Consider the following 13,911-nt stretch of genomic DNA (forward strand, 5'->3'; position numbering starts at 1 on the left):
TGTCGGCGTGAGGGGGCTATTGTAGGGGAGGAATGGGGCAAAGGTCTTTTATTCTGGCGTTTTGCAATTTTTGTAGAAAATTTACAACATTTTGGCCAATTTTTACGGGCTATTTTTTACAAAACTCATCCTTATAATCTGCCGCCACTCAACCTGAATTTTAGAGGGCCTTCACTTGACGAACTTCACGATCGACTTCGCAAAACTGGGCATGGCCGATGTCGACAAAGTCGGCGGCAAGAACGCATCACTGGGCGAGATGATCTCCTCTCTCGCCGGTGCCGGCGTGAGCGTACCCGGTGGCTTCGCTACCACCGCAGAAGCCTTTAGGGCTTTCCTGGCTCACGAACAGCTGGAGCAGCGTATAGCCGAGCGTTTGCAAGGATTGGATGTTGGTAATGTCACCGAGCTGGCCCAGGCGGGAGATGAAATCCGCAACTGGATTTTACAGACTCCGTTCCCCGAGCAGCTGGAAAAAGAGATTCGCGAGGGCTATGAGGCCCTGGGTGGTGCGGAAACTGCTGTTGCAGTTCGCTCCTCTGCAACCGCCGAAGACTTGCCGGATGCGTCCTTCGCCGGTCAGCAGGAGACCTTCCTGAATATCCGAGGTATCGAGGCTGTATTGAAGGCAGTAAAAGAAGTTTTTGCTTCCCTCTACAACGACCGTGCTATCGCCTACCGCGTGCACACCGGTTATGCGGATGTGGGCGTTGCCCTGTCTGCCGGTATCCAGCACATGGTGCGCAGTGAGACTGGTGCAGCGGGTGTGATGTTTACCCTGGACACAGAGAGTGGCTTCCGCGATGTGATCTTTATCACCGCCGCCTTTGGTTTGGGCGAAACCGTTGTTCAAGGTGCGGTTAACCCGGACGAATTTTACCTCTACAAGCCAGCCCTGGATGCGGGCCGTCCTGCGATTCTGCGCCGCAATCGCGGCAGTAAAGCGATCAAGATGGTTTACGACGAGAGCGGTGAATGTGGTCGTTCCGTAAAAACTATCCCGGTGGCAGACGAAGACCGCCAGCGCTTTGCCCTCAACGATGAGGAGCTGACAGACCTGGCAATCCAGGCTCGCAAGATTGAAGAGCACTACGGACGCCCGATGGATATCGAGTGGGCCAAAGACGGCGACAGCGGTAAGTTGTTTATCGTACAGGCACGCCCGGAAACTGTACGCTCCCGCGATCAGGGAACCAGCATCGAGCGCTACAGCTTGCAGGAGCGCAGTGACGTATTGTGTGAAGGTCGCGCAATCGGCCAGCGCATTGGCGCGGGCCCCGTTCGCAAGCTTGAATCCGTAGAAGATATGGCGCTGATGCAGGATGGTGAAGTCCTGGTTACCGACATGACCGACCCGGATTGGGAGCCGGTCCTGAAGAAAGCGAGTGCTATTGTTACCAATCGCGGCGGCCGTACTTGTCACGCGGCAATTATCGCCCGTGAGCTGGGCATCCCCGCAGTTGTAGGTTGTGGTAATGCAACCGAGCTGCTGGAAACCGGCACACCGGTGACAGTTTCCTGTGCGGAAGGCGATACCGGTTTTGTAATGGCTGGTGAACTGGAATTCCAGCGCGAGGAAACTGAAGTTGCAGAAATGCCGGAGCTGCCGTTCAAAATTATGTTGAACGTGGGCAACCCGGATCGAGCATTTGCTTTCAGCCATCTGCCGAACCAGGGCGTTGGCCTTGCACGCCTCGAGTTTATCCTCAACCGCATGATCGGTATTCACCCGAAAGCACTGCTCGAACTGGATAACCTGCCGGAAGATCTGCAGCAGAATATTCGCGAGCGTATCGGCGGATACGATTCTCCAGAAGACTTTATTGTCGAAAAACTGGTGGAAGGTATCGCTACCTTGGCTGCGGCCTTCGCACCGAATCGCGTCATCGTACGCTTGTCCGACTTTAAATCTAATGAGTATGCGCACCTTGTGGGTGGCCAGTTGTACGAGCCAAGCGAAGAAAACCCAATGCTTGGCTTCCGTGGTGCAGCTCGCTATCGCTCTGAAGATTTCCGCCAGTGCTTTGCCCTGGAGTGCCGTGCACTGAAGAAAGTCCGCGATGAAATGGGACTGACCAATGTGGAAATCATGGTGCCCTTCGTCCGCACCCCGGAAGAAGCTGAGGAAGTAGTCGGTCTGCTGGCTGAAAACGGCCTGCGCCGTGGAGAAGGTGGCCTTAAGGTCATTATGATGTGCGAACTGCCGTCCAACGCTTTGCTGGCGGAAGACTTCCTGCAGCACTTTGATGGTTTCTCCATCGGTTCCAATGACTTGACCCAGCTAACGCTTGGTCTGGACCGCGACTCCGGCCTGGTTGCCGATTTGTTTGATGAGCGCAACCCAGCGGTCAAGGCACTGCTTTCCAGGGCAATCCAAGCCTGTAAGAAAGCGGGTAAATATGTAGGTATTTGTGGTCAGGGTCCTTCTGACCATAAAGACTTCGCCCGCTGGTTGATGGATGAGGGGATCGACAGTGTGTCCCTGAATCCGGATACCGCAGTAGATACCTGGCTATTCCTGGCCAACGAGGAAGGTTAATTTTCCTCTTTAAGCGGCCCAATTGTGGGCCGCTTTCCCAATTTTTCCCCCGCTATATTTAATTGTAATTTTTCTGCTGAAGCGATGTTTGCCTTGGTGGAAAATGAGTCCGTTGTTGCGGTTAAACCCGGAAACATCTGATTTTGTTCTGCTAATTGTGTTTGAAAAATTTAAACGACACATTAACCAAAAAATACAAACCTCTATCAGCTGATCCGCACAGAAGAATTCATTCTAAATCTATCCGCTCGCCTCAATAGAATCGGAAGAGTCTTAAGGTTGCGTGTAAATCGAAAAACAGATTGCGCAATGTGCTCCGTAAAAATGTTCGCCGTGGGCCCTGGCCCCACTGGCGTGCACCTGAAAATTACCGACAGACTGTTTATCTGTTGGATTCAGGGCAGGGTACCCAGACTCGGTGAGGTGAGCTATGCAAATGAGTAGACAGTTTCAAATCCCCATACTTCATGTCTTTTTGATGGTGTGCCTTATGGCTTTAATGGCAGCGCCACCGGCAGATGCAAAGCCACGCGCATCTAATTGGTTTGATGATCGCGCTGCAGCCAGGGGTGGTAGTCCATCAATTAGAATTGATTTAAGTGAGCAGCGCGCATATCTGTATAAAGGTGGGAAATTAGTTGGTGTCTCCCGTATTTCTTCGGGGAAGCGCGGTTACAGCACACGCCCCGGACATTTTCGTGTGTTGTCCAAACACCCTTATCACCGCTCGTCTATTTATGGCAGTTTTGTTGATAGACGCACTGGCAGAGTCGTGAGATCTAATGTAAATACTCGAAAGCATCGTCGCCCTGCGGGTACTGTGTATCGCGGTGCAAAAATGAATAATTACATTCGTTTTAATGGCGGTATCGGTCTGCATGCCTCTGGCCACGTGCCCGGCTATCCCGCTTCTCATGGCTGTGTGCGTATGCCCCCACATATGGCGAGAAAGTTCTATCAGCATGTGCGTGTAGGCACGCCGGTTCGTGTAACACACTAGTTTCAATTTCGTGGCAGCGAAGGCTTGGCCGGGTATTATCCATCGTGGTGATACCCGGTATTTATTTGCCTCTTAGCTCTTCTACTTTTTTCCCGCTATTATTCTTCTCTTCCATAGATTGCTGCGAGAATATTGATGCTCAAGTCAACCCCCGATTTATGTGATGCCTACCCTGATGAGGTGCGAGTAGTTGATCCTATGTTTATCAATTACGGTGGCCGAGATCGTTTTGGTGGGCAGATTGTCACTATCAAATGTTTTGAAGATAACTCCCTGGTGCGAGAACTGGTGGCTGAACCGGGGCAGGGCAAGGTTTTGGTAGTCGATGCCGGTGGATCTATACGGCGGGCTTGTCTTGGCGATATGCTGGCAGAAAAGGCGGTTGCTAACGGTTGGGAAGGTATCCTGATGTATGGCTGCATTCGCGATGTAGATGAAATCGTGGAACTGGATCTGGGGGTGCAGGCACTTGGTAGCCATCCAATGAAAACAGAAAAAAAGGGAATTGGTGAAAGAGGCCTGGCGGTGAGCTTTGCCGGTGTGGATTTCCGCCCGGGGGAATACCTCTACGCGGATAACAACGGTGTAATTGTGGCGGGTAAGGCACTGACCTAAAAACACCAGTAAGTCCATTAGGTCTGGAAACTGGCAGCCCAAAAGCGCTGCCAGTTGTTGAGAATCAACTCAGCGGGGATCAATTAGATCTTCAGCGGGGTTCTCCGGCATTCTCAGGGACATCAAAAATGCCAAGATCTTATTCTGATCATTTTCACTTAAATACTTGAAATTCTGTGCTGCGTTACTGGCCTCGCTTCCGGGGCTGTCGTGGAGAAAAATGGCTTCTGCCAACGTAGTGGCTCTGCCGTCGTGTAAATAGGGCGCGGTATCGGCCACTCCCCAAAGGCGTGCGGTAATAAACTCACGGTTTTGCTGGTCCGTTTGGAAGAAGGCGTTCTCAGCCAGCCCCTCGCCCATGTCGTGGCGCTTGAGATCAGAGAACATCGCGACCTCTATTCCGCCATTGCGGGTTTGGCGAAAACTTGTCGGTTGCTTGGTGAGGTCCACTTCGTAAAAAATGTCTTCAAAGGGAGTTTCTGGAGAGCCGGTAAGTTTATAAGGGAGGGTCCTTCTCTGGGTGACCATCGTTGGGCGGTGGCAGTCGGCGCAGCCAATATCGGAGAAAAGCCTCCGGCCGTCACGGTGTTCTCTGTCATCGACATCGAATGGTGGTTCCAGGGTGGTAATAAAGATACTCAGTGCGGATAAGTCCCCAACGGTGATTTCGTTGACGACTCCGTCGTTATCAGCATCTGCTGTTGCTCCGCCAAAGGCTTCCGAGGCCTGCATCCCCATATGAAATGCCAAGGCGGAGACATCGAACTCCCTGACTGAGGCGTTGTCACCTTTTCGACCAAAGGGCCTGACAACCAAATCGTGCTCGACGCCTTCGACATTGGTTGTATCCAAATTGCCGTACTCGTCCGCAATGATGCTCCCAAAACTGACTGATTTTGTTTCCAGTTCAACGATGGTGCCGGGGTTATTGAGGGCGTGTTGTTTAAGATTTTGTAATTCATGGGTCATCTCACGACCAACCAATTCAATCCCCCCAGCGCCAAATAAAAATACCGGATTAATCAGCCGCCCATCAAACTCTGCGATACCGTCAAAGTTTTCATCGATAACATCGATATTGGCGGGACGGAATAATACGCTGGTTCCGAATCCTCCACCTCCGCCAATGCCCAATCTGGGTGGCGTTGTTCGATTGCTGATAACGGTGTGGCACTCCAGGCAATTTTGCGCATCAAGGCCATTGACCCGTAAAAATGTGCCATTACCTTGCAGGGTGGGCCTGTTACCTCCGGTGGGGGAATGGTTGTCCGGTTCAGAAAAATCGTGGGGGCCATCACCAAAACCGTCGTAACGATTGAAAGGCGTGCTGAAAATAATCAGCCCCGCTTCACGTATTTCGTCGAGGTGGAGTTGTCCTTGGGAAATTTCATCCTGGCTAATCCTATCTGCAGGGTCTAAGCGCGGTGCTTCGCCGATAAGATCGGCGTAAATTAATGAAGGGAGCATCAGGCTGATGCTGGTGAGAGATATTGCCGTTAATCGCTTCATGTCAAAATCCTTGTTTATTTTTCTTTCCCTTTCAAAAAGTTATAAGGCCAAGTCCCTGGAAAAATGGTTATTTAATTGAAAGGGGGTGAGGGAGTCTCACAATACGAATTGCTGTGGACGGAGTGAGAAAAAGCTAATCTCAATAACTTTTCAATGGCCCTAAAAAAAACAACGCCGGTTTTGTTGAAAAATAAAATGTCTATCCGGGTAGGGGCATGGATTTCTTCTGTGAATTCTTACCTGCAATCAAACGTCTCCTATTATTGTGCATTGATGACTCTCTCGACCCTGCGGGAATTGGCAGTGTTTGTTGCAACGGCTGCCGCTATGGAAGGTGAAAATGAGCGAATTGCGCAAAAAATTCTTTACCGCGCCTCTTTTAAAAATTATTAAACGGGTACTTCCGTCAATTTCTGAAACAGAAAGGGAGGCGATGGAAGCGGGTGAGGTTTGGTGGGACGCTGAGTTATTGTCAGGTAAACCACATTGGGATCAATTGTTGGGGATGGGTCCACCTGCGCTCAATGAAGAGGAGCAGGCTTTCCTGGAGGGGCCAGTCGAAGAGCTGTGCCGAATGATCAACGATTGGCAAATTAGCTATGTGGATCGCAATATTCCGGAGCATGTTTGGGATTTCCTACGGAAAAATCGCTTTTTTGGCATTATTATTCCCAAGAAATATGGCGGCCTTGGCTTTTCCCCGACAGCTCATGCGGAGATAGTGACCAAAATTACCACCCGCAGTACCTGTGTGGGTGTCACAGTAATGGTGCCTAACTCATTGGGCCCGGGAGAGCTGCTACTGGCTCACGGTACGCAAGAGCAAAAGGATTACTATTTGCCACGTCTGGCAGATGGCACTGATATTCCCTGCTTTGCGCTGACCAGTCCGGAGGCCGGATCTGATGCGGCATCCATGATTGACCGTGGCGTAGTCTGTTACGGCGAGTATCAAGGCGAAAAGGTCCTCGGCATGCGCGTTAATTGGCACAAGCGCTATATCACCTTGGGCCCGATAGCCACGGTGTTAGGTTTGGCCTTCAAGCTCTATGACCCGGACCATATTCTCGGCGATGAAGAAGAGCTGGGTATTACGGTTGCCCTGGTGCCCACAGATACACCGGGAGTTTCCATTGGTCAGAGGCATCTCCCAGCGCTGCAAGCATTTCAGAATGGGCCCAACTGGGGAAAAGATGTTTTTATGCCCATGGATTGGATTATTGGCGGCGAGGAGAATGTCGGCAAAGGTTGGGAGATGCTGATGAGTGCCCTTGCCGCAGGCCGAGGAATTTCTCTGCCATCCCTGTCTACCGGTGGGGCAAAAATGGCCGCGCGCATGACCGGCGCTTACGCCCGGGTTCGAGAGCAATTTAATGTGCCTGTTGGCCGCTTTGAAGGCGTGCAACGCCGCTTGGCTGAAATTGCTTCTATCGCCTTTGTATTGGACAGCGCCCATAAAACGACTACCCGTGCCCTGGATGAGGGGCGAAAGCCAGCGGTGATCACCGCAATTATGAAAGCCAATGCTACTTGTGGTCTACGCCAGGCCATTATTGATGCAATGGATATTCATGCGGGCAAGGCCATTATGGATGGTCCATTAAATTACCTGGGTAATGTTTATCGAGCGATACCGGTAGCAATTACGGTAGAGGGGGCCAATCTTCTCACTCGCAGTTTGATGATCTTTGGTCAGGGCGCAATTCGCTGTCACCCCTATATCTTGCAGGAAATGTTGGCGGCAGAAAATCCGGATCATGAAGCGGGTTTGGACGAACTGGATAAGTTGCTGCCCAAGCATATGTGGTTTCAATTCAAAACCCTGTGTCGGGGTATTTTTCACGGCTGGACGGTGGGCTTGTTTGCCAGCAGCCCTCGCAACGTAGGGCACGCCGCTAAGTACTACCGGCAATTGAATCGGTATTCGGCGGTGCTATCTCTGGTCACCGAATTTTCCTTGATGACCCTGGGAGGAGAACTCAAGCGAAAAGAATTGATTTCTTCCCGATTGGGCGATGTCTTGAGTCAGCTGTATCTGCTCAGCTGCACCCTGAAGCGCTTTTATGATGATGGCAACCCTAAGGATGACCTCCCTCTGCTGGAATTTGCCATGCGAGATGGATTGCATAAGATCGAAGTCAACTTGTTGGAGGTGTTTCAAAATTTCCCCCGGCCATTTATTGGCCAAGTAATGCACTTCCTCACCATGCCTTGGGGTCACAGTGTCCACACCGCATCGGATCGGCAAGCCAAGGCCTGTGCGGAATTACTGTTGACGCCGTCGGCGACTCGCGACCGGCTGACCAGTGGAGTCTTTCTCGGAACTCCCGGGGATGGAGTGGATATTGTTGAGCAGGCGTTTGATCGGGTATGCGCTTCCGAGCGGGCTCGTGAAAAATTAAAAAAAGGCGGTATTCGCAACCTGAGCAGGGATAGCGTGGAAGAAGGGTTAAAGAAAAATCTAATCAGCGATGAAGAGGCTGAGATACTCTACGATGCAGCGGATGCTGTGGAGAAGGCAATTCAGGTGGATCACTTTGAGCACTTGGGTGGGTGTGCGGGCACAGTCCAATAAGGTTTGAGGAAAGCTACCTCCGATGGAATCTGCGCACAAGAATTCTCCAGAGAGCTTTACCAGTGCCGAGGAATGTGTCGATAAGCTTTTAGAAGTCGTCGGCAAGAAAATAGTTCTGGCATTACCGCTGGGGCTTGGTAAGGCAAACCATTTCGCTAATACGCTATACGCTCGAGCGGCAGAAGATCATACGATTTCTCTGACGATATTTACGGCCCTGACGCTGGAGCGCCCCCGTGGGGATAGTGATATTTCCCGGCGCTTTATCCAGCCACTTCTGGATACCCATTACAGTCAATACCAAGACCTTGCTTATGTTCCCGCGAGGAGGAAAGGGCACCTGCCAGGTAATATCCAGGTTATTGAATTCTTTATGGAGCCCGGTTCGCTGCTTGGCAACAACTATGCGCAGCAACACTACGTGAGTGCAAATTATACCCAGGTACCCGGTGAGCTGATCAGTCGGGGGGTTAACGTTATTGCGCAAATGGTGGCGCCTTCAGAGTGTGGAGGTAAGTTCAGTTTAAGTTGCAACCCAGACCTGACACTGCCTGTTCTAAAGCTGGCTGCTCAGCGCAAGGACTACCCCCTGTTTTTATTGGGTGAAGTAAATACACAGCTGCCCTATATCCATGGAAGCAGTGAGCTACCGGCCAGTGCTTTTGACTTTTTGCTGAAAGGCGAAACTTTTGATACGCCGCTGTTTGCGGCTCCGGCCCTGCCAGTAACCTTTACCGAATACAGCATCGCCTACCATATCGCCAGTCTGGTTGAAGATGGAGGAACCCTTCAAGTAGGTATCGGCGCCCTGGGAGATGCGGTTTGCCATGTACTGCGCTTGAGGCATAAGGAAAACCCCCTCTTTTGCCGGATTCTGGATGACTTGGTGGAAGAGGATGCTAAGCGCTACCGAGAGGAACTGCCTTTATGCACTGGCACCTTTAAGCGGGGCCTTTATGGGGCCAGTGAAATGGTGCCCCACGGTTTTCTCCATCTGCGCAGAGCGGGGGTTCTGACCCGCAAAGTCTACGCTGATGCGACAATTCAACATCTGCTCGATAGCGATCAGATTACTGATACTGTGCAGGAAGAAACGCTGCTGGCATTAAAGAATGCTGGCCGTATCAGTTGCCCTTTAACCGTGGCAGATACAAATTTTTTACAGCAGCTTGGCATTGTGGACCCCAGCTACAGTTGGCGGGGCCATAAGTTGCTGACTCCTGATGGTGAAGAAGAGGAGTGTGATCTTCACAGTGAACATGGGCGCCGCCGTCTAATTGGTAGTTGCCTGAATAAAAAGATCGCTGGGGGGATCTGGTTACATGGCGGCTTCTATCTGGGGCCGGAACTTATGTATCGAGAGTTGCGGGATCTGGATCCTAAGGAGGGTGCAGGTCTCGATATGATTGACATCAGTTTTACCAATGACCTCCAATCCCAAAGAGACCTAAAGCTGGCGCAGCGACAGCATGCGCGCTTTGTAAATTCGGCCATGATGGTGACTCTTGGGGGAGCGGTTGTCTCGGATGCCTTGGTGGATAATCACGTGGTGAGTGGGGTGGGAGGGCAATATAACTTTGTCGCCCAGGCTTGGGACTTGCCTGGGGCCCGATCCATTATTGCACTCCCAAGTGTGCGAATGCGCGATGGTATCTGCGAGAGTAATATTGTGTGGGAATATCCTCACACGACAATTCCCCGGCATTTGCGCGATGTGGTTGTGACGGAATATGGCGCAGTCGATTTGCGTGGTAAAACAGACCGGGATGTAATGGTGGCTATGCTCAGTATCTGTGATACCCGCTTTCAAGCTGTATTGCTAGAGCAGGCCAAGCACGCGGGGAAGATAGAAAAAAGCTTTTCGATTCCCGAGAGTTTTAATAACAACACACCTGAACATCTCGCCAGTGTATTCAATGACGAAAAATGCCTGGCGGAACTGCCTCACTATCCACTGGGTACTGATTTCTCTGATGAGGAAGCCCTGCTAGCGGTGGCCCTACAGCACTTGCGCTCTGCTGATAAAAGCTGGTGGAAAGTGTTGGCCAATATTTTTAAGGGCCGCCGGGTCTGGCACGATAAATCCTCAAGTGCCGACTATATCCAACGCTGCTTACAGCGAATGGGGTACGATCATACAGAGACCTATGAGCACAGGCTGGAAGCCTATACCGTTGCGGCCGCGTTACAAGAGTATATCGACCAGCGAAGGCCCCTGCGCCGTGAGTAAATAAAATCAGTGAAGTTTGCCCTGGGCCTGGATGGCGGTGAGGGCAATGGTATACACAATATCATCCACGAGTGCGCCCCGTGATAGGTCGTTAACCGGCTTGCGCAATCCCTGCAACATTGGCCCAATACTCACTAAGTCAGCGCTGCGTTGAACGGCTTTGTAGGTAGTGTTGCCGGTATTCAGGTCGGGAAAGATAAAAACTGTGGCCCTGCCGGCCACGGGACTGTGCGGGGCTTTTTGGGCAGCGACATTGCGGATTAAGGCGGCATCGTATTGAAGGGGGCCATCAATAATTAGCTGCGGTCTCTTCTGTTTGGCCAGCTGGGTGGCCTCGCGGACTTTATCGACATCGCTGCCGCTGCCGGATGTGCCGGTGGAGTAACTGATCATTGCGACTCGGGGTTCTATACCAAATGCCGCTGCGGAATCTGCTGATTGAATGGCTATAGCGGCGAGTTGCTGTGCATCGGGATCGGGATTGATCGCGCAATCTCCGTAGACCAGTACCTGTTCAGGGAGCAGCATAAAAAATATCGAGGAAACCAGCTCTTCATCCGGGGCGGTTTTGATCAGTTGCAGGGCGGGCCGAATGGTATTGGCTGTTGTGTGAATAGCTCCGGACACCAGTCCATCCACTTCACCCAATGCCAACATCATGGTTCCGAGAACCACATTATCCTGTAGCTGCTCAAGTGCCACTACTTGAGTAAGTCCCTTGTTTTTACGCAGGGCAACCATGGGCTCCACATAGTGTGCCCTCACCGCCTTGGGATCGACAATTTCCAGCTTTTTATTGAGCTTTAACCCCTGCTGCTCAGCAATTTTGAAAATATCTTTTTCTTCGCCCAGTAAAACCGGGTGTGCAATCTCTCTCTCCAGGCAGAGCTGGGCGGCGCGAATGGTGCGGGGTTCGGTTCCTTCGGGTAGGACAATCCGCATAGTGCGGCGCCGGGCCAGTTCCGTGAGGTGGTAGCGGAATGCCGGGGGTGAAAGGCGTTTGGGGATTTCACTTTGTTGGCTCAGTGATTCCACCCACTCCTCATCCAGGCGACTGGCGAAAAATTCCTGCACCCGGTCCACGCGATTTCTGTCATCTGATGGGGTGCGCAAATTAAAAGTCTGCAGTGACATCACCGTGTGCCAGGTATTGGAAGGCACCAGTAAAATGGGTAGGCCTGTTTCCATGGCCGGGGTGCACAGCTTCAAAATGGCTTTGTCCAAATGGTAGCCGCCGGTTAATAGCAGGCATCCAATTTTGACTCCATTCATCACGGCTAAACATGCGCCCACAACCACATCGGGCCTATCGGCAGAAGTTACCAGCATGGCCCCGGGCTTAAATCTTCTCAACATATTGGGCAGTGAGCGGGAGCAGAAAGTGACGGTATGCAACCTGCGAGTTTCCAGCTCCCCTTTATTGAGTACCTTTGCATTAAAGTGCCGCGCCAGGTCGAGTGCACGGGGGGAAAGCAGTTCTGCATTCCAGGGAATAAAACCGACAATACGCAGTGGAATCTGCTTTGAAAGTATCTCAGGGGTCAGGCTAGGGGGGCTTTCTTTGCTAGATTCCAGTTGTGAATGCAGTCCAATTAAATGAGCTCCGGGAGTATCCATAATTTCCGCTGGCAGACCCACTTTATTGATGATGCAGCCCACTACGCGCTTTGCATCCTCGCCGCCATAAAGACGAACGGCAAATTCCAGTCTCTCGCGAAGTTGCTTGATTGAATCGCTGGCACCGGGAGATGGACAGGCGACGAGTACCACTTCCGCATCTAGGGTTTTGGCAATTTGATAATTCAGTTGGTTAGTCACGGGATTGTCGCGGCTGGGTAGTACACCTTCGATCACGTTAACCTCAGCCTTCGCCGAGATTCGTCTGAAGCGGGCGAGAATCTCTTCCAGTAAATCCGCCATTTTTCCGGTAGATACCATCGAGTCCGCATATTCGGCACTCAGTGAGCTGGGGATGGCTAGGTTGGATGTTTGTCGCAAGATTTCAGTGGTGCGCTCTATAGTGCCGTCTGGGGGTGGGGGCTCGGCAACAGGTTTAAAAAATTGAAGCTCAATACTTTTTCGGTCTAACGCCCGAATTAAACCCAGGCTTACAGAGGTGATGCCGGCTCCCGCTTCCAGGGGAACCAGCATCAGGGTTCTGGCGTTGCTGTGTCGCAGCATGTTTAAGACTGCACCAAGCGCGATGTATCTCGGGCAATAACCCAGTCTTCCTTAGTGGGGATTACCAGGATGTTGGGAGTTTCCTGCGCAGAGATTAAGCCCTCCACTTGCGACTTGGTTTTCTGATTGGCTTCGGGGTTGAGCTGGTAACCTAAGGGTTTGAGCCATTCGATGGTCCGGCTTCGCACCCCGGAGGAGTTCTCCCCGATACCGCCTGTGAATACCAAAGCATCGACGCTACCCAAGGGGATGGTGTAAGCAGCAATATATTTGGCCAGGCGGTAACAGAATATTTCCAGGGCGAGTTTGGCTCCCTGATGATCTTTTTCTGCAGCTTGCTCCAGCGCGCGGCAATCACTGCTCAGGGTGGATATGCCCAGCATACCGCTTTCTCTATTTAGCAGCTGCTCAAGTGATGCTTGGGTATATCCCAGCGCTTGCTGTAAGTAGAGGAGTATTCCCGGGTCCAGATCGCCGCAGCGACTCCCCATTACCAGTCCTTCAAGAGGTGTAAGCCCCATGCTTGTATCTACACTGCGCCCCTGTTTGATGGCGCAAATAGAGGCGCCGCCACCAAGGTGAGCAGCAATAATATTGAGTTCAGCCGTCTGTTTTCCCAGTAGTTCAGCGCACCGCTCGCCAATGTACTGATAGCTACTGCCATGCATGCCATAGCGGCGGATCTTGTGCTCTTCGTACAGTGGGTAGGGGAGCCCGTATAGATACGCATACTTCGGCATTTGCTGATGAAAGGCGGTATCAAAGACGGCGACTTGGGGGAGTTGGGGGAATGCATCGAGGGCGGCGTAGATCCCCTTGAGAGCAGCGGGGTTATGCAAGGGGGCTAAGTCACAGCACTCTTCGATACAGGCCATCACCTTCTGATTGATCAGAACGGAGCTGGAGAAATGCTCGCCGCCATGGACGACTCGGTGACCTATCGCTTTTAACCCGTCCTGTAACTCTGACCAGGCTCGGTCAAACTGTGTTACCAGCTCATTAATTACCGCCGCGTGGTCGCTATCCAGCGCGAGCCGATGGGAGTCTTCTGTTCCTTGATAGTGCCACTTCAGTTTGGCTTTGGGGGTGCCAAGGGCTTCCGCGATACCAGCAAGATGTTCTGCACCCGAATCTGGGTCCAGCACGGAAAACTTCACTGACGAGCTGCCGCAATTGAATATCAGAATTAAATTTTGATCGCTCATGATGCGCGAATTTCAACGAGGGTGCTTTAAGGCTAGCCGAGGAGTTGTCTTTGCGAG

The 13,911-nt window shown here is 51.8% G+C and carries 9 protein-coding genes; 6 read left to right on the forward strand and 3 right to left on the reverse strand.

All coding sequences use genetic code 11. The annotated features are described in order from the left end of the window. The first annotated feature begins 175 nt into the window (after positions 1 to 175). The 3 genes from ppsA to rraA all read left to right on the forward strand — a co-directional run bounded on the left by ppsA (position 176) and on the right by rraA (position 4,154). Complete coding sequence (gene ppsA / locus ACJJIN_RS04110) at positions 176 to 2,539, forward strand: phosphoenolpyruvate synthase (RefSeq protein WP_444896987.1); 2,364 nt, start codon at positions 176 to 178, stop codon at positions 2,537 to 2,539. Between the two features lie 436 nt (positions 2,540 to 2,975). Beyond that, positions 2,976 to 3,539, forward strand: a complete 564-nt coding sequence (locus ACJJIN_RS04115; RefSeq protein WP_444896988.1) for a L,D-transpeptidase family protein — start codon at positions 2,976 to 2,978, stop codon at positions 3,537 to 3,539. A 135-nt stretch (positions 3,540 to 3,674) separates the two neighbouring features. Further along, positions 3,675 to 4,154 carry a ribonuclease E activity regulator RraA gene (rraA, locus tag ACJJIN_RS04120; protein ID WP_444896989.1) on the forward strand — a complete coding sequence of 160 codons (480 nt, stop codon included), beginning with the start codon at positions 3,675 to 3,677 and terminating at the stop codon, positions 4,152 to 4,154. A 69-nt stretch (positions 4,155 to 4,223) separates the two neighbouring features. Here the strand turns inward: rraA and ACJJIN_RS04125 are convergent, their stop codons facing one another. Then, positions 4,224 to 5,663, reverse strand: a complete 1,440-nt coding sequence (locus ACJJIN_RS04125; protein WP_444896990.1) for a di-heme oxidoredictase family protein — start codon at positions 5,661 to 5,663, stop codon at positions 4,224 to 4,226. A gap of 153 nt (positions 5,664 to 5,816) precedes the next feature. On the opposite strand from ACJJIN_RS04125, the gene ACJJIN_RS04130 reads away from it, so the two are divergent. From ACJJIN_RS04130 to ACJJIN_RS04140, 3 genes are read left to right on the forward strand one after another with little or no spacing between them, the layout of a single operon-like run. Further along, positions 5,817 to 6,056 carry a hypothetical protein gene (locus ACJJIN_RS04130; protein ID WP_413662261.1) on the forward strand — a complete coding sequence of 80 codons (240 nt, stop codon included), beginning with the start codon at positions 5,817 to 5,819 and terminating at the stop codon, positions 6,054 to 6,056. Beyond that, positions 6,004 to 8,238, forward strand: coding sequence for an acyl-CoA dehydrogenase (locus tag ACJJIN_RS04135; RefSeq protein WP_444896991.1), 2,235 nt, complete (start codon positions 6,004 to 6,006; stop codon positions 8,236 to 8,238). Before ACJJIN_RS04130 ends, ACJJIN_RS04135 begins: the two co-directional genes overlap by 53 nt. Before the next feature lie 22 nt (positions 8,239 to 8,260). Beyond that, on the forward strand, positions 8,261 to 10,468 hold the full coding sequence (locus ACJJIN_RS04140; RefSeq protein ID WP_444896992.1) for an acetyl-CoA hydrolase/transferase C-terminal domain-containing protein: 2,208 nt from the start codon (positions 8,261 to 8,263) through the stop codon (positions 10,466 to 10,468). A 6-nt stretch (positions 10,469 to 10,474) separates the two neighbouring features. On the opposite strand, the gene pta is transcribed toward ACJJIN_RS04140, so the two are convergent. Both pta and ACJJIN_RS04150 read right to left on the reverse strand, forming a co-directional pair. Beyond that, positions 10,475 to 12,649: a phosphate acetyltransferase gene (pta, locus tag ACJJIN_RS04145; RefSeq protein WP_444896993.1), complete on the reverse strand. Its 2,175-nt coding sequence runs from the start codon at positions 12,647 to 12,649 to the stop codon at positions 10,475 to 10,477. A 2-nt stretch (positions 12,650 to 12,651) separates the two neighbouring features. Continuing rightward, positions 12,652 to 13,854, reverse strand: a complete 1,203-nt coding sequence (locus tag ACJJIN_RS04150; protein WP_444896994.1) for an acetate kinase — start codon at positions 13,852 to 13,854, stop codon at positions 12,652 to 12,654. Positions 13,855 to 13,911: the final 57 nt, after the last annotated feature.

The sequence above is a fragment of the Microbulbifer maximicatervae (SeqCode) genome, from assembly GCF_052467505.1.